Raw genomic sequence first — 22,994 nt, forward strand, 5'->3', positions numbered from 1 at the left:
CTCGATGTCCGATCCGGGTGGTTTCGTGCCGGACCGCGACTCCAGCGGAACGGGTGATTCCGGGCGTCGGCGGCCGATCGCTGGGTATCTCGTCCACATCCGAAAACTGATGGACGATCAGCGCGGGCCGGGGCAGGCTCGGCGGGCAACCCGGCAGGCGGGAGGGACTGCGGGTCCGGCCGGCCCGGCCCCTCGGCCCGGTCCGGATGTCCCCGGCAGGCCCTAGGCTTGCCGACAGCCGAAACGCAGGAGGAGAGACTTGACGCCACCCAAGCTGACCCGGCAGCCGGAGTACGAGTACCAGTCCCTTCGGCTGCCGCGGGGCACGACCCGCAACGCGGCCCGCCAGCTGCTGACCGAGCACGCCGAGTACGGCCACTGGGAGCTGGACCGCCTGCGGCTGTTCCCGGACGGCAGCCGGACGGTCCTGCTGCGGCGGAGGATCATCCGACAGGTGCGCAGCAGCTGGTGACGGCGGCGGGCGCACGCCACCGCCGCACGCCACCGCCGCGCGGCCCGGGCAGGGTGGCCCGGGCAGGGTGGCGCGCGGTGCGCCCGTCACCGTGCCCCCACGGCCACGGGCGCCCGGTCGGCGGGTGTGCCGCCCGGCGGCGTCAGGCCGCGGCGCGGGCCCTGCGGTAGAGCACTCCGCCGCCGATCAGCAGCAGGGCGCCGGTGCCGGCGAGCAGTTCCACGCCGGCCGCGCCGGTGGAGGCCAGCTGGTGCTGGGGGGCGGCCTGGGCGGTGGTGTCGACCACCGGGGTGGTGCCGGGGCCGTTCTGGTTCCCGCCGGGGACGCCGGTGCGGTCCGTGCCGGCGGGCGGGGTGGTGCCGGTCGGCGGGGTCTGGGTCGGCGGCGTCTGCGTGGGCGGGGCATGGGTGGGCGGCGGGCTGTGCTGCCCGGGGGTGTCCGGGCAGTCCTCGTCGGCCGGGGGCGTGGACGGCGTGGGGTGGACCGGCGCCGGGTGACTGTGGTTGGCGCAGTCGTTGCCGAACGCCGGGTTGCCGATGCCGACCACGTTGACCGAGTTCCCGCAGGCGTCCACGGGGACGTGGATCGGTGCCTGGACCGCGTTGCCGGAACCGACGCCGGGCGAGTTGGCGGTCGTCCCGCTCGCCGAGGCGCCGCCCGCCCGGGTCGGCTGGTGGGCGCTGCGGCTGTGCGTGGCGTTGCCGCACTGGTTGCCGAAGGCCGGGTTCAGCAGGCCGACGACGTCCACCGTGTTGCCGCAGGCGTTGACCGGGATGTCCACGGGGACCTGAACGGAGTTCCCCGAGGCGACGCCCGGCGAGTTCGCCGCCCCGCCCTGGGCCTCGCTGCCGGCGGCGTAGGCGTAGCCCGCCGTCGAGGCCAGCACGCTGCCGGTGGCCACGGCAGTGAGGAGGCCCTTCTTAGCGACCTGTCGCAATTGACTCCCCTGACTTCTGTACTTGTCGGAATTCCCGACGAATAACATCGCCGGTACCCCTCTACAACGACGGAGACCGGTGAAGGTTGAGCCGGAAGGCCGCAATTCATCCGATCGAGTGAGCGTGATAGCAGCGCGCCGAGTTGACGTCGCCCGGACACGCGGATGCGCCTCTGAGCGGCGGATCCACCGCTCAGAGGCGCCTCGGTCAACCGATCGTCACCCGCGGGCCGCGACCGGGCCCTCCTCGGCCCCCGAGGGGGCCGCCACCCGGTCGCCGTCGGGCCCCGTCGAGCCCTGCCCGGGCCGGGCGGGCCCGAACGGGCCTTCGCCGGCTCAGACGTTCTGGCAGCCGTTGCCGAACGCGGGGTTCAGCAGGCCGATCACGCTGATGGTGTTGCCGCAGACGTTGACCGGCACGTGCACCGGGACCTGAATCAGGTTGCCCGACAGCACGCCCGGGGAGCCCACCGCGGCACCCTGGGCGGTGGCCCCGCCGTGGGCCGACGCGATGCCCGCGCCGGCGAGCACCAGGCCACCGGTGGCAGCGGCGACGGCGGCGATCTTCTTGACCTTCATGGTTCCTCCTGGTCGATTCCGCAGCCCGTTCCCCGGACTGCATATGGGTGAACGAGGGTGTGGCAAACGGGGTACGGAGGGGATCACCCGTTCACTCCCAGAGGTGATAGGCCGAACATTTAAACGACCCTGAATTCCAAGACGTATCGTTTCTTCACCCGCGTGTCGGACTGTCCCTAATCATCCGCTCAGACAATGCGGACGGCCCGCCCCGGGACATCCCGGAACGGGCCGTCGTCCGAACGGCGCCGCCGCGCGCCGCCGCACCGGGCCTCAGCAGGCGTCGAGGAACCGGTCCAGCACCCGCACGCCGAACTTCAGGCCGTCCACCGGCACCCGCTCGTCCACGCCGTGGAACATGCCCGCGAAGTCCAGCTCCGGCGGGAGCTTCAGCGGCGCGAAGCCGAAGCAGCGGATCCCGAGGTCCTGGAAGGACTTGGCGTCCGTCCCCCCGGAGAGGCAGTACGGCACCGCCCGGGCGATCGGGTCCTCGGCGCGCAGCGCCAGCTGCATGGCGTCCACCAGGGCGCCGTCGAAGCCGGTCTCGATCGCCCGGTCCGAGTGCAGGGTCTCGCGCTTCACCCGCGGGCCGAGCACGCTGTCCAGCTCGGCCAGGAACTCCTCCTCGTAGCCGGGCAGGAAACGGCCGTCGACGTGCGCGCTGGCCTGGCCGGGGATGACGTTCACCTTGTAGCCGGCACCGAGCATGGTCGGCTGGGCGGTGTTGCGCAGCGTGGTGCCGATCATCTTGGCGATGCCGCCGAGCACCCGCAGCGTCTCGTCCATGTTGTTCGGGTCGAGCGGCACGCCGAGGGCGTCCGAGAGCTCGTCCAGGAAGGCCTTCACGGTCTTCGTGATCCGCAGCGGGAACGTGTGCCGGCCGAGCCGGGCCACCGCCTCGCACAGCTCGGTGATGGCGTTGTCGTCGTTCTCCATCGACCCGTGCCCGGCCCGGCCCTCGACCGTGAGCCGCATCCAGTGCATGCCCTTCTCGGCCGTCTCGATCAGGTAGAGCCGGACGTCGTCGTTGACCGTGAACGAGAAGCCGCCGACCTCGCCGATGCCCTCCGTCACGCCCTCGAAGAGGTCCGGGTGCTTGTCCACCAGGTAGCGGGCGCCGTACGTGCCGCCGGCCTCCTCGTCCGCGACGAAGGCGAGCACCAGGTCGCGCGGGGGCTTGCGGCCGGTCCGCAGCCGGTCGCGGACGACCGCCAGGGTCATCGCGTCCATGTCCTTCATGTCGACCGCGCCGCGGCCCCAGACGCAGCCGTCGGCGATCTCGCCGCCGAACGGGTCGTAGGTCCAGTCCGCCGCGTCGGCCGGGACGACGTCCGTGTGCCCGTGGATCAGCAGGCCGGGGCGCGAGCGGTCCTCCCCCTCGATCCGGACCACGGTGGAGGCCCGCCCCTTCGCCGACTCGATGATCGTCGGCTCCAGGCCGAACTCGGCCAGCTGCTCCGCGACGTACTCGGCCGCCTTGCGCTCCCCCGGGCCCGACCCGTCCCCGTAGTTGCTGGTGTCGATCCGGATCAGGTCACGGCAGATCTCGGCGACCTCCGACTCCGCCGTCACCCGCGCGGCACCCGCCCGCTCCGCCCTCGACTCGCTCACGGTCACTCCTCGTCTCTGCCGACGTCTCCGTGGCCCGTGCGGCGCGGCCAGCACACCACCCCGGCCCAGCCGGGCACGGGCACCCATCCCGCCATCCTCCCCCGCCGGACGCCCCCGCCCAAGAGCGAATATCCGCAGCCCCGGCCGCCGGCGCCGGCCCCGGGGACGGTTTTGGGTCAGCCAGCCGATCTTTGCTACAGTTACGGAGTCAGCGCGGCGGAGAGCGGCGCGGACGACACCTAGTCCGGGTGGCGGAATGGCAGACGCGCTAGCTTGAGGTGCTAGTGCCCTTTATCGGGCGTGGGGGTTCAAGTCCCCCCTCGGACACCAGCTTGAGACCCCAGTTGATCTGGGGTCTTCTGCGTTTCCGGGCTACATCGTCTCCGGGCTACCGCGTTTCCGGCCACGGCGCGACCGACGGCCGACCGGGGCCCACCACCGCCTGCCCCCTGCCGGTCCACCGGTGGCCGTGGGCGGGCTGCCGCACCGGGCCTCGGGCCCGTGTCACGGGCCGGGCGGCCGTCAGCGGTCCTGGTCGAGGGCGACGGGCTGCCAGCGGTAGGCCGCGTCCTCCTGCCAGCACTGCAGTTCGTCCTCGACCACCGCGGCGAGGGACAGGCGCCAGTCCTCGCCGAGGGAGAGGGCGACCCGGGTGGCGGGGCGGAGGGTGGGACGCCACCAGCGGGGGTGGCGGGCGCCGTTGGCGGCGGGGAGGCGGACGCGGACGCCGCCCGCGCCGGCGAGGGCGATGGTGGGGCCGCCGCGGTGGCCGGCCATGGCCACGCCGAGGAAGGACTCGGCCTCGCCGATCTCGCTGGGGGCGGCGGGCGCCTCGGTGAGCCGGTGGAGCTGGACGGAGCCGTCCGGCCGCAGGACCGCGGCCTGGGGTCCGGCCGAGGACCGGGCCAGCGCCGCGCCCCGGACGGCGCCGGGGGCACCCAGTTGCTCGGGGTGGTCCTGGGCACCCACCCGCCAGCACAGCAGCCGTCCGCGCTGTTCCACCAGCACCGACCAGCTCCCGGCCCGTTCCTCGACGGCCGCGAGCACCCGTTCGGCGGGGCAGCGGGGCAGTTCCTGGCCGGTGAGGGTGACTCCCGGGGCCCAGCGGAAGGAGTGCAGCGCACCGGCCCGGGCCGTCCAGACGACGAGCTCGCCCGAGCCGTTCACGGCTCCGGCCACGCCACTGACCCCGCGGGCCGCCTCCCACCAGCCGGCCGCGTTGCCGACCCAGAGGGTGCCGGCGCGGTCCTCGGCGAACACCGCGAGTTCGGCCCGCCGTCCGGCCCGGCCGGCCACCAGGTCGGCGACGGCGTCCGGCCCCCGGCCGGAGGGGAGTTCGTGCGCGGCGCGGCCGGGGCCGGCGAAGGCCACTCCGGCCGCGCCGCCGGAGACCACCAGGGGCCGGCCGGCGGTGTCGGGGAGCACGGTCAGGCAGGAGGTGCGCGGCAGGGCCCGTTGGGTGCGCAGCAGTTCGCGTCCGCGGGCCGCCCAGGGGCCGAGCGGTGCGGGCCGCCGGGCCGGGTCGTGGTGCAGCGGTTCGCAGGCCCACTGCGCCAGTTCCTCGCCGAATCCGGCCGCCGACAGTTCGCGCCGGGCCTGGTCGGCGGCGGACCGGTGGTCGAGGCGTCCGTGTTCGGGGAGCAGCAGGCCGCGGGCGAGGGTGCCGACGGCGAAGAGGTCCTTGGCGACGGCCGGGAAGCCGCCGACCTGTTCCGCCTCGGGGGGTACGTGGCCGGGGGTGAAGACGGCGACCGTGAGGGTGTGGTCGAGCGGGGCGAGGAAGGTCAGGTCGATCAGTTTGACCCGGCCGTCGGCGTCCACCAGCACGTTGGCCGGGGAGATGTCGCGGTGGACCCAGCGTTTGCGGTGCAGGTCGTCGACGATGCGGCAGAGCCGGACGAGCACGTCGGCGGCGGCCGGGAGCCCGCCGCGGTTGGCCCGGGCCCAGGTGTGCAGCGGCACGCCCTCGACCCAGGGGGAGATCTGGTAGCCGAGGAGTCCGCTGCCGGGTGGGCTGCCCGGCCGGTGCGGCGAGGGCCCGAGCAGGAAGGAGGGCACCACCAGGTCGGTGATGCCGAGGCGGTGGGCGTTGTGCGAGACGTCGTCCCAGCGGCCGAGCCAGCGGCGGACCTCGGACGGGTCGCGCTCCAGCATGATCTTCGCGGCGACCAGCTCCTTGAGGCCGCTGTGACCGGTGCGGACGGCCCGCCACACCTCGGCCTCGCCGCCGCGGTGGTGGAACTCCAGCAGTTCGTACTGCTCGGGGTCGAACTCCGGCCCGAACCGCAGCCCGGGCACCCAACGCGACTCGGACACTCCACCCCCGACTGACACGACCCGGCCCCAGCGTTCCGCGGCCCCAGGATAGTGCGCTTTTCCGACCCGGCGCCCCCCGAAGCCCTATCCTGACCCTACTCGGGGAACATCATGACGAGGCGTCAATCTCCTTGATCATCATCATGGTTGAGCGGCGCCGGCGGATCCGGAACTGCAGGGGGACGGGCATGGCGCTGCTCGCGGTGCTTCTTGTGCTGGCGGCACTGGCCGGTTGGGGCGGGTTCGCGCTGGTCCGGCGCGGGCGGGCGCTGGAACCCGACTCGGTGGCCAAGGCGTTGACCGCCGCGGCGGCCAAGGCCTCGGCCGGGCAGCAGGAGCAGGCCCGCCGCCGCTACGCCGCGCTGGTCGACCGGCTGGCGGTCGCGCCCCCGCCCCTGCGGCCGCACCGCGGTCTCGCCCTGCTCGGCCAGGCCGCGGCGACCGCCGCCCTGGGCGACGCGGCCGGCGCGCTCCCGCACTACCGCGAGGCCTTCCCCCTGCTGGCCGAGCCGGCCCGGCAGCTGCCCCGGTGGGTGCTGCGGCAGCTCGCCGAGGAGCGGATGCAGGCCCCGGACGGCGACCTCGCCCCGGTTCTGGCCTTCCTGCGGGCGACGGCTGCGGGCGCGGAGCCCGGCGTCGAGGCCGAGTCGGCCTCCCGTTCGCTGGCCTGGCTGCAGCGGCTGTGCCGGGAGGGCGCCACCGACCGGCGGGAGCACGTGACGGTGGCGGCCCGCGCCGCGCTGCCGGAGCGGGACTGGCCGGTCCTGGCCCGCGTGGCGCTGCTGCGCGAGGGCGGGCGGGCGGCCGAGGCCGAGGCGTTGCTGGCCACCGCGGCGCCCGCCGGCGGCAGCGAGCTGTGGTTCCGCCTGGGCGCGCTGCTCAGCACGCCGGGCCGGCACGCCCAGGCGGTGGAGGCCTTCGGCGAGGCGCTGCGGCGCGGCCCCGGCGAGGCGTCCCCGTGGGCGCGGGGCGCGGCGCTGCGGGCGGAGTCGCTGCTCTTCCGGGGCCTGGCCCGGCAGTTCCTGCTGGACGTCGCGGGGGCGGCGGCCGACTTCCGGGCGGCGGCCGACGAGGCCCCGGCGGATCCCCGCCCGCGGTACGCACTCGGGCGGCTCGCCCTGCTGCACCACGCGGACGACGAGGCCGCCGACCGGTTCACCGCCGCCCTGGCGGCCAGCCCCTCGTACGCGCCCGCCCGGCTGGGCCTGGCGCTGCTGCACGAGCGCGCCGGGCGGCCGGCCGAGGCCGCGGAGCAGTACCGGGCCGGGTTGGACGGGCTGCCGCAGTGGCGCCCGGCGCGGGTCAGGCTCGGTGCGGCGCTGCTGGCGGCCGGACGGCCGGCCGAGGCGGAGCCGCTGCTGCGCGCGGAGGCCGGGACTGGCTCGCACTGGGAGCGCGGCGCCGCCTTCCACCACGGCCTGGCGCTGGCCCGCGCGGACGACCCGGCGGGCGCGCTGGAGCGCTGGGAGCCGTTGCGCGACGCGGATCTGACGGGCCGGCTGGCCCTGGTGCGCGACCGGCTGGCCCGGCTCCGGCTGGCGGCCGACCCGGCGGCGGCCCGCGCGCTGTGGCAGCAGGCCGTCGCCGACGCGCCGGACGTACCGGGCTACCGCCTGGCGCTGCGCGAGGCCGCCCTGCGCGAGGCCGCGCACCTGCTGCTCACCGCCCGCGACCTCCCGGACGCCCGGGCCGCGGCCGCCGAGGCGCTCGCGCTGGCCGGCTCGCTCGCCGCACCGCCGACCGGCGCCGAGCCGGCCGACACCGAGCCGACCGACGCGCCGCCCACCGGTGCCGGCCCCGCCGCCCCGCCCGTCCGGGAGCGGCGGCTGCGGGCCGCGATCGCCCTCGCCGCGGGCTCGGCCGAGGGCCAGGCCGGGCTGCTGGACCAGGCCGACGGCCCGCGGGACCGCTACCACCTGGCGGCCGGTGCCCTGCTGACCGGCCGCGCGGTGCAGACGGTGACCCTGCTCGCGCCGGTGGAACCGGATCCGGCGGGCGACCCGGCGCTCTCCCGGCTCCGGGCCCTGCTCGCCGAGCGGGCCGGGAACTGGCCGGCGGCACTGGAGTGGCACCGGAGCTTCCTCGACGCGCCCGGCACCGGGCCGGCCGCCCCGGGCGGCGCGCGCTGCGGCGCCGGGGCCGCCGACTGCACCGAGCCGGCCGTGGACGCCTGCGCCGGCTGCGGGCGCGAGGGCTGCGCCGCGCACCTGTACCGGCCCGCTTCCGCCGCCTCCGCCCGCTGCGCCGGCTGCGCCGGGCCCGCCCTGCGGGCCGTCCTGGGCTGCGCCCGGCGGGCCGGGCTGGTCCCCGAGGCCGAACGGATCCTCACCGCGTGGGCCGAGGTCCTCGGCGACGGCGCCGCCGCCGTGCCGGTCCGGCGGGACCTGGCGCTGCTGCGGGCCGAGGCAGGCGAGCTGGACGCCGCGCTGGCCCTGATGCCCACCGCGGCCCCCCGGGCCCGCAGCGCCGTCCTGGTCCGCCGCGCGGCGGCCGCCCTGGACGCGCAGGACGCCGGACGGGCCGTCGCCGACCTGCGCGAGGCCGTGGGACTGACGCCGGAGGACCCGCACGCCGGCCGCGCACTCGGCACGCTGGCCGAGCACGAGGCGCTGCACCACGCCGGTGAGGGCCGGCACCGGGAGGCCTGGGACGGCTACCACGCGCTGCTGCTCGCGGACCCGGGCCACCCCCGGCTGCTGCACTCGCTCGGCCTGGTCAGCTACCGTCTGGCCGTCGCCTGCGAGGCGGCGGGCCCTTCGGGCGGCGAGGACGCCGCGCGGTACTGGCCGTGGGCGATCGGCTGCCTGGTGTCCGCCCTGCACCTGCCGGACCTGTGGGACCGGACGGCGAGCGTCACCGGGCGCCCGATCGAGGCGCCGCGGATCGCCGCCGCCCGCACCGCGCTCACCGACCGGCTCCGCGGGGACCTGCGCGAGCTGGACCAGGCGCGCGGGCTCAGCGGGGACGACGTGGACGCCTGGACCGTCCGGCTCGGGATGGAGACCCGCAGCGCCGAGGCCTTCGCCCAGCAGGAGCTGCACGTCGCCCGGGACGGCGGCGCAGGCCGCCGGCTCGTCCTCGGTCCGGCGCTCGGCCGGCTGCTGCACGAGGAGTCGCGCGGTGTGTCGCACGCGGGCCCGCTGGTCGCCTGGGCGGGCGACTTCGACTACGCCGTCCGTCCGTGGCGCCGGCCCGGACCGTTCGGCGTGCACCCGCTGACCGAGGCGCTCGGCCTGTTCGACGCACTCGGCCCGCACCGCTACCTGCTGCTCCAGGGCCGCCACGCGGCGGCGGTCGCCGCGCTGGACGCGGTACCGGAGGCCGAGCGCGACGAGGCCTGGCACACCCTGCTGCGGGAGGCCCTGACCAGCCAGGCCAGGGAGCACCACCGGCACCAGGACTGGCGCGAGGCACTGGCCGTCCTGGACCGCCTGCGGGCCCTGCCGGGCGGGGAGGTCCCGGCCGAACTGGCCGAGCTCGCGGCCGACTCCGGGCTGCGGGCCGCCCGTGCGCTGCTCAAGGAGAGCGACGACGACCAGTCGGGCGCGGTGGAGCTGCTGGAGAGGGCGCTGGCCGTGGCGCCCGACCACGCCGAGGTCCGCAGCAACCTCGGGGCGGCGTACGCCCAGCTCGCCCGGAAGATCAACAACGAGAGCACGGACTACTCCAGCGCGCTGGTCCTGCTGCGCAAGGCGCTCAAGCTGGCCCCCACCGACCCGACGGCCCGGCACTTCCTCCAGGCCGCCCTGGGCAACCGCGCCAACGAGCTGACCAAGCCCGGTTCGGAGAAGGACCTCCGGGAGGCCGCGGCCCTGTGGCAGGAGCTCGTCGACCTCGACGCCGACCCGGAGCACCGGCTCGGGCTCGCCTACGCGATGCGCCTGCTGGCGCGCGCCGCCGCGCTGGCCGACGACCGTGCCGCGGCGGTCGAGCGGATGACCGCGGCACTGAGGGCCGACCCCGAGTGGACCGGCGACACCGCCCGGGAGGCGCCGCGCCGGGTCTCCGTGCTGCTGGCCAACCACGTGCTCGACGACCTCCAGGACCGCCCGTTCGCGGAACGCTCGGCGATGCTCCGGCAGGCCCAGACCTACGACGACTCCTCCGAGCTGCGCCGGGTGATGGTCAGCGTCTGGCGCAGCGAGGCGGCGAAGGACTACAACGCCCGCCGCTACGCCGACGCCCTCTCGCTGCTGGAGCAGGCGCTGGCGATGTGCGAGAGCGCGGAGGACACCGCGGCGATCCGCAACGAGCTGGGCATCGTGCTGAGTTCGCAGGCCGTGGGCCACGCGAACACCCGCCAGTTCCGGCAGGCGCGGGTGCTGATCGCCAAGGCCGTCGAGTACAGCCCGAACGACCGGGAGCTGCGGGCGCTCCAGCGCCGGATCAACAGCCTGCGCTGACCGCACCCCTCCCCGTACACACCGCACCGCACCGCCCGACCGGACGCCGTCCGGAGCAAGGAGACCGCCGTCGTGCCGCTGCACGAACCGTCGCCGTACGAGGTCCTGGGCATCCCGCTCACGGCCGGGGTGCGCGAGATCAACCTCGCCGTGGGCCCGGCCATGCGGGCGGGCCGCCACAGCCGCCAGCAGATCCAGGAGGCCGCGGCGCTGCTGCGCAACCCGGACCGGCGGCTGGAGTTGGACGTCCAGCAGCAGCTGCCGCCGGACCCGGTGGAGGGGGTCGCCGAGCTGCTGGCCCCGGCCCTGGCCGAACCGCTGCTGGTGGTCGAACCGCCCGGACCGCCCTCCGCCGAACAGTTCCTGGTGCTGCACCGGGCGGAGCTGGCAGCGGACTTCGCCGACCCGGCGCCGGCGGGGGCGGACCCGGAGCCGCCCGTCCCGGAGCGCTTCGCCGTCGACCTGTCCGTGCTGCCGCCGATCGAGATACCGGAGTGAGCGCCATGACCGCACTGGAGACGGCCGAACCGCTGGAGGTGCCGGAGCGGGCCCTGGAGGTCGATCTGGCCCAGGCCTTCAGCCAGTTGCTCTTCCGAGCCTCACTGCTCCAGCGGCTGCGGGGCGAGGAGGCGCGGTCGGCAGCCGCCGCCCAGCGGGACCTGCTCGGGCTGCTGGTCGAGGTGGACGACGCGCTGGCCGCGCTCGGCCTGGACCCGGAACTGGTCCTGCTCGGCCGGGGCGCGGGGATCGAGGCCACCCGCCGCCGGCTGCTGGGCAAGCTGGCCAAGGCCGGGGTGCGGCCGATGCGGCTGGAGGGACTGGCGGCGGACCCGGCGCTGTCCGAGATCGTGGGCGGCGAGGTGCGGCCCGGTCTGGAGCCGGAGACGGTCGTGCAGACCGTGGTGACCGGCTTCTTCTGGAACGACGAGGTGCTGCGCCGGGCCCAGGTGGTGGTCGCCACCGCGCCGCCCGAGGACGCGGCACCACCCGAGGACGCGGCGCCGCCCGATCCGACGGCGCCCGACCCGACGGCGCCCGACCCGACGGCAGCCGGGCCCGCCGACCCACCGCCGGCACCGGCACAGCCGGAGACACCGGCTCCGGCTCCGGCCCCGGACCCGGCCCCGAGGACGGCCGCCGGCGACCCCCGCAAGGGCACGGCCTGGCACGGCCGGCGCAGGCGACGGAAGCGTTAGGAACAGAGGGGAAGACATGTACCGCACACTCGGCATCGATCTGGGCACCACCAACTCCGTCGTGGCACACCTCCGCCGGGGCGAACCGGAGATCATCTTCAACCGGCAGAACCAGGAGGCCACGCCCTCGGTCGTCGGCCGCGGCCGGCGCGGCGAGCTGCTGGTCGGCTCGACGGCGCGGGGCCGGCTGGCGCTCGACGGCGAGAACGTGATCCGCTCGGTGAAGCGCTTCGTCGGCCGCCGGTTCCGCGACCCCCAGGTGCAGGCCGCCCTGGACGAGTTGGACTACAAGGTCACCGCGGGCACCGACGGCGACGTCAACGTCTGGTTCGACGGGCGCTCCTACACCCCGGTCGAGATCTCCGCGATCATCCTGCACCGGCTGAAGGAGGACGCCGAGCAGCGCTTCGGCGAGCCCTTCCAGCGGGCCGTCATCACCGTCCCCGCGTACTTCGGCGAACGCCAGGTGGCCGCCACCCAGGAGGCCGGCCGGATGGCGGGCCTACACGTGCTGCGGGTGATCAACGAGCCCACCGCGGCCGCCCTCGCGTACGGGATGACCAACGAGGCCGGGGACGAGGGCCGGACGGTCCTGGTCTACGACCTCGGCGGCGGCACCTTCGACATCTCGATCCTGCTGCTGGTGCCCGGATCGGTCTCGGTGCTCGGCATCGAGGGCGACAACCTGCTGGGCGGCGACGACTTCGACCGCGCGATCACCACCGCGCTGCTGGAGGACATCCGCGAGGAGTACGGCTCGGACTACCAGCCCGACCGCCGCGACCGGCCGCGGATCGCCTCGGCCGCCGAGGTCGTCAAGATCGAGCTGTCCAACCAGGAGGCCTCGGACGTGGTGCTGGCCGGGCTCGGCGCGGGCCAGCTGGTGCTGGAGACGGTGTTCGAGCGGCCGCGCTTCGAGGAGCTGATCGAGGCCCGGATCGAACGCACCATCGAGCTCACCCACAAGGCCATCATGCAGGCCAACCTCACCGTCGGGGACATCGACGAGGTGCTGCTGGTCGGCGGTTCCACCTCGATCCCGCTGGTGGCACGGCGGTTGGGCGAGGTCTTCGGCCCCAAGCGGATCCGGCGCGGTGTCAACCCGATGCAGTGCGTGGCGCTGGGCGCCGCCGTGCAGTCCGCGCTGGTGTCCGAGGTGGAGTGTCCGGAGTGCCGGGCACCGGGCGACCTCGCCGCCTCGGCCTGCTCGAACTGCGCCGCCTCCCTGCTGGGCGGCCCGCGGATCTCCTGCCCCGGCTGCCACCTGCCGGTGGACCCGGCCGCGGACGCCTGTCCCAAGTGCGAGCACGTGCTGGAGGCCGCCGGGGCGTCGCCGGTCGCCACCGCCCAGGCCGCCCCCGCCGCGCAGACCCTCGGCTGCCCCCGCTGCGGCACCCCGGCCGCGGCCGGCGCCACCGCCTGCGAGCTCTGCGGCCAGGCCCTGGACGGCCGCGGCGCACCGCCCGCGGCCGTCTCCAGCGCCGCCGAGGACATCGGTCTGCGCTGCGCCGGCTGCGGGGTGGTCAACCCGCCGGGCACCGAGGTCTGCGCCTCCTGCGGCGAGCTGATGCAGGTCACCAACCCGTTCGACATCACCCCGAAGAACCTGGGCATCGAGCTCAACGACGGCCGGCTGGCCGTCATCATCCCCAAGAACACCAGTTATCCGACCTCCGCACCGGTCAGCCGGGAGTTCGTGGTCTCCGGCAGCGGGCGCCAGCGGCTGGAGGTGGCGGTCTACGAGGGCGAGCACGAGATCGCCCAGCTGAACGAGCTGATCGGCCACCTCACCCTACGGCTGCCGGCGGGCCTCGGCGGCCGCACCCCGGTGGACGTCTCGTTCGGCCTCGACCGGGACCGCACCATCACCCTGTCGGTCCGGATCCAGGGCGGCGACGAGAAGACCGTCAAGCTGGAGCGGGTCACCCTCGACCCGGAGCTCAAGGTGCAGGTGGAGGACCAGCAGCGGCAGATCGAGAGCTTCACCGACCGCTGGGGCGCCGAGCTCACCGAGGCCGAGTTGCGCGAGGCGCAGCAGCTGATGGACACCCTGGACGACATGGCCGCCGGCCAGACCAAGGGGCAGTCGGTGGACGCGGCCCTGGAGCGGGCCCAGTTCCAGCTGAAGGCGCAGCGCTGGGTGCGCGGCTCCGAGGCGTACCTGAGCCTGTTCCTGCACTACTGCGAGAAGCACCTCGACCCGAGCGACCTGAGCCGGCTGCGCGCGGTGGCGGCCGAGCTCCGGCTGCGCCGCGAGGCGGCGGACTGGGAGGGCGCGATGGCCGCGGCGGCCCACGCGGACGAGCTGTGCGACTCGCTCGGGCACACCTTCCGGATGCTGACGATGTGCAACGTGTACGTCAACCAGAGCCTGGTCTCCCCCGCGCTGGCGCAGCGGATCATCGCCGAACTGCGCGGCCTGGACCGGGCGGTGGAGTCGGCCAACATGGAGGCCGCCAACCGGCACAACTCCGCGCTGCTGCTGCTGTACGCGGAGGCGCAACGCGAGCTCGGCGACGACCCGCTGCCGGAGCAGGTCGGCCCGGTCCGCCCGGAGGAGGCCGGTCCCCGATGAGCCAGGTGGCCCCGATCGAGGTGCCGTGCCCGCAGTGCGCGGTGCCGGCGGACCAGGAGAGCCTGCGCTGCCCGTCCTGCCGGGAGGACCTGGCGGCGCTGGTGCGGCTGCGGTACGCCGGGCGGATCGACTACAACGAGGCGCTCGCCCTGGCCCGGGCCGGTGACGGCGCGTCGGCGCTGGTGCTGCTGCGGCGTGCGGTGGCGGCGGAGCCGGAGCTGCGTCCGGCGCGGGCGCTGCTGGCGGAGCTGTCCGCGCGGGCGGGTACCGGGGAGGGCGCCGGCGCGGCGGCCGGGGTGCTGCGGATCTGAGGCGGGAGCCGGGGCCGGACCGCGCGTGCGGCTCCGGCTCCGGCTCCGGCTCCGCACGGTGGCGGGCCGCGCCGGGGGGCCGAGTCCGCCGGGTCGTGGAAAACTGGACGAAAAGGCCGCTGCGGGTCGGCATCGTCCGGCGCGGCGGTTTCGCCAGTCGAGGAGGCCGAGATGGCCGGTAACGTCAACGATCCGAGGGCCGCCGGTACGGCCGGCACCGCCACCGCGAGTTCGGGGCACCCGTTCCGGTCCGGCTGGACGGTGCTCGCCGCGGTACTGATGATCTTCGGCGGGGCGATGGCGATCGCGCAGGGGATCGCGGCCATCGCGAAGGACGACCTGATCGTCTCCACCAGGAACTACGCGTTCCAGTTCAGCGTGACCGGGTGGGGATGGGTGCACCTGATCCTGGGCATCGTCATCGTGCTGGCCGGGTTCGCGCTGTTCAGCGGGGCGGTCTGGGCCAGGACGGTCGGCGTGGTGCTCGCGGGCCTGTCGGCGCTAGCCAACTTCCTGTGGCTGCCGTACTACCCGTTCTGGGCCGTCATCGTGATAGCGATGGACATCTTCATCATCTGGGCGCTGTGCGCGGGCGCGTTCCGAGAGAAGGTCTGAAGTTCCCGGAGAAGGTCCGAGTTCCGGGAGAAGGTCCGAGGGTCAGCCCCCGGCGCGCCACGGCCGCAGCCCCCAGCGCAGGGTGTGCCGGGCGCCGGGGGCGAGCTCCACCAGGGCGGTGCCGCTGCGGAAGGCGTCCGGCGGGCAGCTCATCGGTTCGACCGCGACGCCCCGGCGGCGGGCCGCCTCGGGGAGGGTGTCGCCGGTGTACACCTGGACGTACTCGGCGCCCTCGCCGAGCGTCAGGTCGACCCCGTGCGAGCCGGACGGGTGGGCGAGGCTCACCACGGCCAGTCCGTCCGCGTCCCGCTCCAGGTCGGTGAAGGCGGTGTCCAGCCGCTGGGCGCCGATCGGGCGCGGGGTGCGGAAGTCGTACGGCGTGCCGGCCACCGGCTCGGTGCCGGTGGGCATGCCCTGCGGGTCGGTCGGCAGTCGGCTCCCGGCCGGGAGGCCGAGCACGGCCTCGTCGACCAGGTCGGTGCCGACCGTCAGGTAGGGGTGCTGGCCGACGCCGTAGGGTGCGGCGTGCTCGCCGAGGTTGTGGGCGGTGACGGCGACCTCCAGGCCGCCGTCCGTCAGCAGGTACTCGGCGCGGACGTCGAGGTGGAAGGGGTAGCCGGGCTGCGGCCAGACGGTGGCGGCGAGCAGGACCCGGTGCGGGTCGCGCTCCAGCACCTGCCAGGACGTCCAGCGGAGCAGGCCGTGGATGGCGTTGCGGCGCTCGGGCTCGGTGAGCGGCAGTTGCAGCTCCTGCCGCCGCCAGCGGTAGCGGCCGCCGCCGATCCGGTTGGGCCAGGGCACCAGCAGCTGCCCGCGGCCGCCGGTGATCGGCCGGTCGGCGGCGAAGCCGTCCAGGACGGGCCGCCCGGCGGCGGTGTACTCGCGCAGCGCGGCGCCGAGCTCGACCACGGTGGCGGTCTGCTCGTCGTGGTGCAGCGTCAGCTGCTGTCCGGTGGGGCCCTCGGGCCGGACGGCGGACATGGCGGACCTCCTACGGAGCGGGTCGGGCGGCCGGGGCGGCCGTCGGGCGGGGGGCCAGGCGCAGCGACACCACGTACGACACCACCACGGCGACGATCACCAGGGGCATCACGGTGAGGCCGTCGGCGCCGAGCAGCAGGGTGGCCAGCAGCACGGCCGTCATGGGGAGTTCGAGCAGGGCCACGCACATCGCGCCGATGCCCATCGCGAAGGCGGCCGCGGTCGGCAGCCCGGGGAGGTGGGAGAGCGCGAGCCCGCCCGCGGCGCCCACGAACATCGACGGGAAGACCGGCCCGCCGCGGAAGCAGCTGAGCGAGACGCTGTACGCCAGGGACTTGCAGAGCACGAGCAGGACCAGCCCGCCCGCGGTGTACTGGGCCCGGTCGTCGAGCAGTGGGCTCAGCGCGTTCTGGCCGGAGTAGAGGATCTCGGAGGCGGACTTCCCGCTGAGCTCGGCGTAGGCGAGGGCGAACAGGCCGACCGCGATGCCGGCCAGCACGGTGGCGGGGACCATCCGCCGTTCCACCCGGGGTTGCAGGAACAGCGCGGCCCGGCGGATCCCCACGCCCACGACGCCGGAGGCCAGCCCGATGACCAGGGCCCAGCCGAAGCCGGCGATGTCGGGCGCGGAGGCGTGCGGGACGCCCTGGAGGGTGAGCGAGTACGTGCCGAGGCCGGTCCAGGAGCCCAGCCCGATGAAGATCAGCGAACCGATCCCGGCCGCGAGCAGCCCCGGCACCAGGACCATGCCGAGCGTCGCCCCGCCGAGTCCGGAGGCCTCCATCAGCAGGAACGCCCCGAGCAGCGGCGAGCCGAGCAGGGTGCTGACGGCGGCGAAGCTCCCGGAGGACCCCACCACGGCGGCCGCGTCCCGGGGGAGGTCGCGCCTGACCAGGCGGACGGCGGCCACCGCCACCCCGCCGCCCAGGGCGATCAGCGGCGCCTCGGGGCCGAGGACGGCGCCGAGCGCGAGGGTGGCCAGGGCGGCGATCAGGACGCCGGGCAGCTCGGCGGCGGTGGGCGCGCCCGAGGTGTTCAGTCCGGCGGCCGGCTTGTGGCCGCCGATGCCGGGCAGGTGGCGGATGGTCAGCGCGACCAGCAGGCCGGAGAGGGCGAGCAGCGGGACGGGCCACCAGTCGGGCGTGCCGTCGAAGCCGAGGGCTCTGGGCAGGTCGGTGTAGGTCAGCGACTGGAGTTCGGAGACCAGCGCGAGGAAGCCGAACGCCATGGCCGAGATCGGGACGCCGAGCACCGCGGCCATCGCCAGCAGGCCGAGGTAGCTGCGGGTGCGCACGAGCGCGAACGGGTCCGCCGGGGCCGTCGCGGGTGATCCGGCGGGCCGGTCCGACATGATCACCGTCTCCTCAGCGCCGGACGTGCTCGGGGTCCGCCCTCCCCGGGCGTCCCTGCCGGTTTACCACGCGGCGGCCGGCACCCCGGGGAGGGCCGACCGCCGCGGCCCGGGGGCGGTGCGACTGTCATCCCCCCGGCCCAACGCCGGCGTCAGGAGGCGGGGGTAACCTGCTGGGCGGCGACCCGACTGGTGCGGACGGCGTCGACCAGGGCCTGGTGGTCGCGTTCGTTCTGGTCGGCGTAGAGCTCGGCGAAGGTGGCCACGGCCCGGTCGAAGCTGTCGCCGCCGCCCAGGTAGGAGGCGATGGCGATCCGGTCGCCGGCCCGGGCGTGGGCGCGGGCCAGGATGGCGCCGCAGAGCTGGCCGAACGCCTCCAGCCCCTGCGGCAGCATCAGTTCGGGCTCGGCGATGCCCTTCCAGTCGCGCAGCTGGCGGATGTAGAAGTCGCGCCGGCGGCCGTCCAGGCCGTCCACCCGCTCCCAGCCGAGGAAGATGTCGCTGGCGGCCTGCATCAGCCGCTGGCCGGAGACCGCGCGCTCGCCCTGGTTGCGGTACTCGCTGGCGCCGGCGAAGGGGGCCAGCACCGAGGTGTCGGCCTCCTTGGCCTGGAGGAACAGCGGGTCCCGGTTGTCCCGGCCGAGCAGCAGGAAGATCCAGCAGCGGGTGCCGACGCTGCCGACGCCGACCACCTTGCGGGCGATGTCCACCAGCTGGAACTGGCCGAGCAGGTGCCGGCGGTCGGCGGCCAGGGTCCTGCCGTAGCGGTCGACGAGCTCGCCGAACTGCTCCATCAGCGCCTTGCGTTCGACGTCCGGGAGCAGGTCGGTGAGCGGGACGAGCAGCGGTGGGTCGGCGGCGATCCTGGGCCGGCCGCCGACGGTCTCGGTGAGCTTGTCGAAGGCCTGGAGGCTGTCCCGGCCGCGGGCCTTGGCGGCGGCCTGGGCCAGCTTCTTGCGCCCGCGCTTCTCCAGCCGGCCCTCGGCCAGCTGCTGGACGAGCTCCACGTCGGCCTGGGCGTACCAGACGTCCAGCGTCCGCATCCCCGCGAACTGCCGCATGGTCTCGCGGTACGAGCGGACGGTGGCCAGCACGATGGCGGACCGTTCCGCGTCGTCCCAGCCGTTGGCGCGGCTCGCGATGACCATGCTGGTGGCGAGCCGTTTGACGTCCCACTCCCAGGGGCCGGGCAGGGTCTCGTCGAAGTCGTTGAGGTCGAACAGCAGGTGCCGTTCCGGCGAGGCCAGCATCCGGAAGTTCAACAGGTGGGCGTCGCCGCACAGTTGGGTCCTGATCCCGGACCTCGGGGTATCGGCCAGGTCGCTGGCCATGATCGCGGCGGCACCGCGGTAGAACCGGAACGGGGACTCGATCATCCGGCCGTAGCGGACCGGGACCAGTTCGGGCACCCGGGCCGCGGACTGGGCCTCCAGCAGGTCCACCGGATCCGGCCGCTTCTTGGTCGGCGCGTACTCGGCGTGGCTCGAACGCGGGACGTGACGGCGGGCTTCCTTGCCACGGTCGGCCCGCTCCTGGGGCGTGCGGTACGCGCCGCCGCCGGCCGCCGTGGTCTGCTTCTTCGGCATGCGGGCCCTCCTGGCTCGTGACGGCCGCCGGGCGACCGGCGGCCGGACCTGTTCCCGGCCCCGGTCTCCAGTGTCGGCGGCGCAGCCGCAGCTGTCGCCCGGACGCCGCCCATCGGGGCCGCTACGGCGTGTCCGCGGGCCGGTTGCGCAGTCGGATCCGCCGCCAGACCGCCCGTTGGACACGGAGCGCCAGCGTGCCGACGACCACCAGGACCACGATGTTGACCAGCAGCTGGACGAGTGACCCGCCGGCCTCGCTCCAGGCGCCGAACGCGATGGAGACGCTGATGTCGGCGGCCGCCGGGATGGTGGTGACCGAGATGAACACCCCGAGCAGGGCGCTGGTCCTCGCCTCGGTGAGCGAGACGATCCCGACGATCCCGGCGAGCGCCGCCACCGCGAAGGAGAAGAAGTTCGGCGAGTTGATCAGGTTGGACACCGGCCGCACCCCGAGCCGGAACGCCTTCGACTCCAGCCCGAACGCGTTGATCATCAGGGCGAACAGCAGGGTGACGGCGATGGCCAGCAGGAATCCGAGGACCAGGGCCCGCAGCCCGCGCCGGATCCGCAGGCCGTCGCGCCGGTCGATGCCCAGCGCGATGCCGACGATCGCACCGTACTCCGGGCCGACCACCATGGCCGCGACGATCAGGATCTGGGAGTTGGTGACGATCCCGACCGCGCCGATCATCCCGGCGATGACGAGGTACAGGAAGAAGCTCGGCGCGTACCGGCCCTCGGCCCGGATCCGGGCCTCGACCTGCTCCCAGACGGGCGCGCCGCCGACCGGGCCGAGCTGCCGCGCCGCGGCTTCGGCGAGCTCCCCGGAGAAGTGCACGTCCACCGGCTCGATGGCGATCGAGCCGCGGCGGTCGAGCTCCAGGTCGCGCAGGCCGCGCAGGATCTCGTTGGCGGCGCCGGTCAGGACGTCGAAGGCGACGGCGTCGCCGTCCGGGTGGCGGACGACACCGGGTTGGACGACCAGGTTGAGCACGCTCTGGTCGGCGCTCAGCAGGGCGACGGCCCGCCCGGTGAGGTCCGGGGGGCTCACGACCCTGATGTGCAGCAGGTCCATCCACGAACCTCCGTGCCTGCGGTACCCCGGTCCCCACCTCAAGTAAGGCCGCGCCCAAGGGGGTCGGCAATCGCGCGCGGACGGCCCGCCGGGGTACGGGAGGCACCGGTGCCCGGATTGTCGGATAGTGGCCGTGTAGGGATCAGTCTGAGATTGGACGGCCCCATGGACCGCTATCCCCCGATCGCCGACCACGGTCTGGTGGGCGACCTTCAGACCGCCGCCCTGGTGTCCTCCCAGGGGGCCGTCAACTGGTTCTGCTCCCCCCGGTTCGACTCCCCCAGCATCTTCGCCGCGCTCCTCGACCACGACCGCGGCGGCTACTTCCTGCTGGCGCCCGACGGCGCCGACTCGACCTGCCGGCAGCTCTACTACCCGGACACCGGCGTCCTGGTGACCAGGTTCATGTCGCCGGAGGGGGTCGGTGAGGTGATCGACTGGATGAACGCGAACACCAGTCGCACCGCCACCGACCGGCACACCCTGTTACGAGTGGTCCGGGCCGTGCGCGGCACCGTGCGGTTCACCCTGGAGTGCCGGCCGAGGTTCGACTACGGACGCGCCGCCCACGAGCTCGACCTGCGGCCCGAGGGCGCGGTCTTCCGGGCGCCCGGGATCACCGGCCACCTCCAGGCCAGTTTCCCGCTGGAGCGCGACGGCCACGACGTGCGGGGCTCGGTCACGCTCGCCGTCGGCGAGTCCGCGATGGCCGCGTTCACGACCTGCGACCCCGACGGGCCGGCGCCGGCGCCGCGCACCGTCGAGGAGACCACCGCGGAGCTCTGGGAGGCCGTCGACTTCTGGCAGAGGTGGCTGCACACCTCGCACTACCGCGGCCGCTGGGCCGAGATGGTGAACCGCTCCGCGATCACCCTCAAGCTGCTCACCTACGCGCCCTCCGGCGCCCCGGTCGCCGCCGCCACCATGGGGCTGCCCGAACAGGTCGGCGGCGAGCGCAACTGGGACTACCGGTACACCTGGGTCCGGGACGGTTCGCTGTCCGTGCGCGCCCTGCTCGACCTCGGGTTCGTCGAGGAGGCCACGCAGTTCACCCGCTGGCTCGGCGACCGGATGCGCGACCGCGCGGAGATCCCCGGCGAACGGCTCCAGATCATGTACCGGGTCGACGGCGACCCGTACCTCACCGAGGAGGTCCTGGAGCACCTGGAGGGCTACCGCGGCTCCCGCCCGGTGCGGGCCGGCAACGCCGCAGCCGACCAACTCCAGCTCGACATCTACGGCGAGGCGATGTACGCCCTCACCGAGAGCATGGAGGTCGGGGTGCAGACCGGTTACCACGGCTGGAAGGGCCTGGCCCGCTCGATGGACTGGCTGGCCGACAACTGGGACCGGCCGGACGAGGGCGTCTGGGAGACCCGCGGCGGGCGCAAGGACTTCACCTACAGCCGGGTGATGTGCTGGGTCGCCTTCGACCGCGCGCTGCGGCTGGCCTTCGACCTGAGCCGTCCCGCCAACACCGAGCTGTGGACCGGCGCCCGCGACGCCATCCTCGACCAGGTCATGGACAAGGGCTGGAGCCAGCGGGAACAGGCCTTGGTGCAGCACTACGGCGGCGACGTGCTGGACGCCTCGCTGCTGCTGATCCCCCGGGTCGGGTTCCTGTCGCCGAAGAGCCCGGGCTGGCTGTCCACGCTGGACGCGATGGAGCGCAAGCTGGTCTCCGACAGCCTCGTCTACCGCTACGACCCCGCCGCCTCCCCGGACGGCCTGCGCGGCTCGGAGGGCACCTTCAGCCTCTGCACCTACCTGTACGTCGACGCGCTGGCCCGCGCCGGGCGGCTGCGCACCGCGCGCTACACCTTCGAGAAGATGCACACCTACGCCAACCACGTCGGCCTGTTCGCCGAGGAGATCGGCCCGAGCGGCGAGCAACTGGGCAACTTCCCGCAGGCGTTCACCCACCTGTCCCTGATCATGGCGGCCAGCACGCTGGACGAGGCGCTGGAGCAGCAGCGCGACTGACCCTCCGTGAGGACTGCCACCATGACCGCACAGACCCCGGCCGGCCGCGCGCCGCGCCAGAGCCCCGAGGAGTTCCGCGCCCTGTACCGGAGCCTGCGGGATTCGGCCGCCGGCCGCGGCGACGGCCGGGGCGCGCTGGAGACCCTCACCCCGCGGACGGTCCTGGCGGCGGCCGCCGAGGTCAGGATCGGCCGGACGGTGACCATGGCCGCGCCGATCGAGACCCGGCCCGGCCCCGACAACCCGCAGCCCGCCGCGCACCGGCTCACCGGCCCGCCCGAGGACGGGGCCCACGCGCACGGACTGCACTTCGCCACCGACCACTTCGGGATGAACGTGCACGGCGACGCGGACAGCCACCTGGACGCGCTGTGCCACGTGGTCTACGACGGCACCCTGCACGGCGGCGTCCCCGCCGCCACCGTGACCCCCACCGGGGCCACCGCGCTCGGCGTCGAGCTGGCCCGCGACGGCATCGTCGGGCGCGGCGTCCTGCTCGACATCCCCCGGCTGCGGGGCGTGCCCTGGCTCGAACCGGGCGACCACGTCACCGCCGAGGACCTGCGCGCCGCGGAGCGGGCCCAACGGGTCCGGGTCGGCGAGGGCGACCTGCTGTTCGTCCGGGTCGGCCACCGGCGCCGGCGCACCGAGAGCGGCCCGTGGGACGCCGCCCGTACCAGGGCCGGACTGCACCCCGACGCCGTGCGGTTCGCCGCCGAGCGGCGGATCGCGGCACTCGGCGGCGACGGCAACAACGACACCGCGCCCAGCCCCACCGAGGGCGTCGCCTTCCCGGTCCACGTGCTCGCCGTGCACGCCCTCGGGCTGCACCTGCTCGACTACCTCCAGTTCGAGGACCTGGTACCGGTCTGCGAACAGCACGGCCGCTGGTCCTTCCTGTGCGTGGTCGCCCCGCTGCGGCTGCCCCGGGCCACCGGCTCCCCCGTCAACCCGATCGCGATCCTGTGATCACGGCACCGACACGCCCGCCGCCCGACCCCGG

The 22,994-nt window shown here is 74.9% G+C and carries 17 protein-coding genes and 1 tRNA gene; 10 read left to right on the top strand and 8 right to left on the bottom strand.

Going from position 1 to position 22,994, the window contains the following annotated elements; genetic code table 11:
• Nucleotides 1-274: 274 nt before the first annotated feature.
• Complete coding sequence (locus tag ACIOFR_RS03870; protein WP_033817856.1) at nucleotides 275-472, top strand: DUF5703 family protein; 198 nt, start codon at nucleotides 275-277, stop codon at nucleotides 470-472.
• A gap of 142 nt (nucleotides 473-614) precedes the next feature.
• Here the strand turns inward: ACIOFR_RS03870 and ACIOFR_RS03875 are convergent, their stop codons facing one another.
• The 3 genes from ACIOFR_RS03875 to ACIOFR_RS03885 form a co-directional block, all read right to left on the bottom strand.
• A complete protein-coding gene (locus tag ACIOFR_RS03875) occupies nucleotides 615-1,409 on the bottom strand; it encodes a chaplin (RefSeq protein WP_400992185.1) in 795 nt (264 codons plus the stop codon).
• A 336-nt stretch (nucleotides 1,410-1,745) separates the two neighbouring features.
• Nucleotides 1,746-1,988, bottom strand: a complete 243-nt coding sequence (locus ACIOFR_RS03880; RefSeq protein WP_400992186.1) for a chaplin — start codon at nucleotides 1,986-1,988, stop codon at nucleotides 1,746-1,748.
• 273 nt (nucleotides 1,989-2,261) lie between these two features.
• A complete protein-coding gene (locus ACIOFR_RS03885) occupies nucleotides 2,262-3,599 on the bottom strand; it encodes a M20/M25/M40 family metallo-hydrolase (protein WP_400992187.1) in 1,338 nt (445 codons plus the stop codon).
• Nucleotides 3,600-3,841: 242 nt separating this feature from the next.
• On the opposite strand from ACIOFR_RS03885, the gene ACIOFR_RS03890 reads away from it, so the two are divergent.
• Nucleotides 3,842-3,929 (top strand) — tRNA-Leu (locus tag ACIOFR_RS03890).
• Nucleotides 3,930-4,121: 192 nt separating this feature from the next.
• On the opposite strand, the gene ACIOFR_RS03895 is transcribed toward ACIOFR_RS03890, so the two are convergent.
• Nucleotides 4,122-5,915, bottom strand: coding sequence for a hypothetical protein (locus ACIOFR_RS03895; protein ID WP_400992188.1), 1,794 nt, complete (start codon nucleotides 5,913-5,915; stop codon nucleotides 4,122-4,124).
• 188 nt (nucleotides 5,916-6,103) lie between these two features.
• Here ACIOFR_RS03895 and ACIOFR_RS03900 point away from each other — a divergent pair, with 188 nt between their 5' ends.
• From ACIOFR_RS03900 to ACIOFR_RS03925, 6 genes are all read left to right on the top strand, one after another.
• Nucleotides 6,104-10,318 (top strand): hypothetical protein, encoded by a 4,215-nt coding sequence (locus ACIOFR_RS03900; RefSeq protein WP_400992189.1) that lies wholly within the window; start codon nucleotides 6,104-6,106, stop codon nucleotides 10,316-10,318.
• A 72-nt stretch (nucleotides 10,319-10,390) separates the two neighbouring features.
• Complete coding sequence (locus ACIOFR_RS03905; RefSeq protein ID WP_400992190.1) at nucleotides 10,391-10,816, top strand: hypothetical protein; 426 nt, start codon at nucleotides 10,391-10,393, stop codon at nucleotides 10,814-10,816.
• A gap of 5 nt (nucleotides 10,817-10,821) precedes the next feature.
• Complete coding sequence (locus tag ACIOFR_RS03910; protein ID WP_400992192.1) at nucleotides 10,822-11,514, top strand: nucleotide exchange factor GrpE; 693 nt, start codon at nucleotides 10,822-10,824, stop codon at nucleotides 11,512-11,514.
• Between the two features lie 16 nt (nucleotides 11,515-11,530).
• Entirely contained in the window at nucleotides 11,531-14,089 is a 2,559-nt protein-coding gene (locus ACIOFR_RS03915) for an Hsp70 family protein (protein WP_400992194.1), read from the top strand.
• Entirely contained in the window at nucleotides 14,086-14,400 is a 315-nt protein-coding gene (locus ACIOFR_RS03920; RefSeq protein WP_400992196.1) for a hypothetical protein, read from the top strand. The genes ACIOFR_RS03915 and ACIOFR_RS03920 overlap by 4 nt, the downstream gene beginning before the upstream one ends.
• A gap of 171 nt (nucleotides 14,401-14,571) precedes the next feature.
• A complete protein-coding gene (locus ACIOFR_RS03925; protein WP_400992198.1) occupies nucleotides 14,572-15,015 on the top strand; it encodes a hypothetical protein in 444 nt (147 codons plus the stop codon).
• 42 nt (nucleotides 15,016-15,057) lie between these two features.
• Here the strand turns inward: ACIOFR_RS03925 and ACIOFR_RS03930 are convergent, their stop codons facing one another.
• From ACIOFR_RS03930 to ACIOFR_RS03945, 4 genes are all read right to left on the bottom strand, one after another.
• On the bottom strand, nucleotides 15,058-15,996 hold the full coding sequence (locus ACIOFR_RS03930; protein WP_400992199.1) for an aldose 1-epimerase family protein: 939 nt from the start codon (nucleotides 15,994-15,996) through the stop codon (nucleotides 15,058-15,060).
• 10 nt (nucleotides 15,997-16,006) lie between these two features.
• A complete protein-coding gene (locus ACIOFR_RS03935; RefSeq protein ID WP_400992201.1) occupies nucleotides 16,007-17,347 on the bottom strand; it encodes a chloride channel protein in 1,341 nt (446 codons plus the stop codon).
• A gap of 152 nt (nucleotides 17,348-17,499) precedes the next feature.
• A complete protein-coding gene (locus ACIOFR_RS03940; RefSeq protein WP_400992203.1) occupies nucleotides 17,500-18,933 on the bottom strand; it encodes a DUF2252 domain-containing protein in 1,434 nt (477 codons plus the stop codon).
• A gap of 121 nt (nucleotides 18,934-19,054) precedes the next feature.
• A complete protein-coding gene (locus ACIOFR_RS03945) occupies nucleotides 19,055-20,008 on the bottom strand; it encodes a DUF389 domain-containing protein (RefSeq protein WP_400992205.1) in 954 nt (317 codons plus the stop codon).
• Between the two features lie 165 nt (nucleotides 20,009-20,173).
• Between ACIOFR_RS03945 and ACIOFR_RS03950 the strand changes: the two genes are divergently transcribed.
• Complete coding sequence (locus ACIOFR_RS03950; protein ID WP_400992207.1) at nucleotides 20,174-21,991, top strand: glycoside hydrolase family 15 protein; 1,818 nt, start codon at nucleotides 20,174-20,176, stop codon at nucleotides 21,989-21,991.
• Nucleotides 21,992-22,012: 21 nt separating this feature from the next.
• Nucleotides 22,013-22,960, top strand: a complete 948-nt coding sequence (locus tag ACIOFR_RS03955) for a cyclase family protein (RefSeq protein ID WP_400992208.1) — start codon at nucleotides 22,013-22,015, stop codon at nucleotides 22,958-22,960.
• Nucleotides 22,961-22,994: the final 34 nt, after the last annotated feature.

It is taken from the genome of Kitasatospora sp. NPDC088346 (assembly GCF_044740765.1).
In the GTDB taxonomy this organism is placed as follows: Bacteria; Actinomycetota; Actinomycetes; order Streptomycetales; family Streptomycetaceae; genus Kitasatospora.

What these genes read in the sequence shown, in the direction of transcription:
- ACIOFR_RS03945 (WP_400992205.1), bottom strand. Translation starts at nt 20,008, where the DNA reads ATGGACCTGCTGCACATCAGGGTCGTGAGCCCCCCGGACCTCACCGGG.
- ACIOFR_RS03920 (WP_400992196.1), top strand. Translation starts at nt 14,086, where the DNA reads ATGAGCCAGGTGGCCCCGATCGAGGTGCCGTGCCCGCAGTGCGCGGTG.
- ACIOFR_RS03880 (WP_400992186.1), bottom strand. Translation starts at nt 1,988, where the DNA reads ATGAAGGTCAAGAAGATCGCCGCCGTCGCCGCTGCCACCGGTGGCCTG.
- ACIOFR_RS03955 (WP_400992208.1), top strand. Translation starts at nt 22,013, where the DNA reads ATGACCGCACAGACCCCGGCCGGCCGCGCGCCGCGCCAGAGCCCCGAG.
- ACIOFR_RS03930 (WP_400992199.1), bottom strand. Translation starts at nt 15,996, where the DNA reads ATGTCCGCCGTCCGGCCCGAGGGCCCCACCGGACAGCAGCTGACGCTG.
- ACIOFR_RS03935 (WP_400992201.1), bottom strand. Translation starts at nt 17,347, where the DNA reads ATGTCGGACCGGCCCGCCGGATCACCCGCGACGGCCCCGGCGGACCCG.
- ACIOFR_RS03925 (WP_400992198.1), top strand. Translation starts at nt 14,572, where the DNA reads ATGGCCGGTAACGTCAACGATCCGAGGGCCGCCGGTACGGCCGGCACC.
- ACIOFR_RS03910 (WP_400992192.1), top strand. Translation starts at nt 10,822, where the DNA reads ATGACCGCACTGGAGACGGCCGAACCGCTGGAGGTGCCGGAGCGGGCC.
- ACIOFR_RS03915 (WP_400992194.1), top strand. Translation starts at nt 11,531, where the DNA reads ATGTACCGCACACTCGGCATCGATCTGGGCACCACCAACTCCGTCGTG.
- ACIOFR_RS03900 (WP_400992189.1), top strand. Translation starts at nt 6,104, where the DNA reads ATGGCGCTGCTCGCGGTGCTTCTTGTGCTGGCGGCACTGGCCGGTTGG.
- ACIOFR_RS03940 (WP_400992203.1), bottom strand. Translation starts at nt 18,933, where the DNA reads ATGCCGAAGAAGCAGACCACGGCGGCCGGCGGCGGCGCGTACCGCACG.
- ACIOFR_RS03950 (WP_400992207.1), top strand. Translation starts at nt 20,174, where the DNA reads ATGGACCGCTATCCCCCGATCGCCGACCACGGTCTGGTGGGCGACCTT.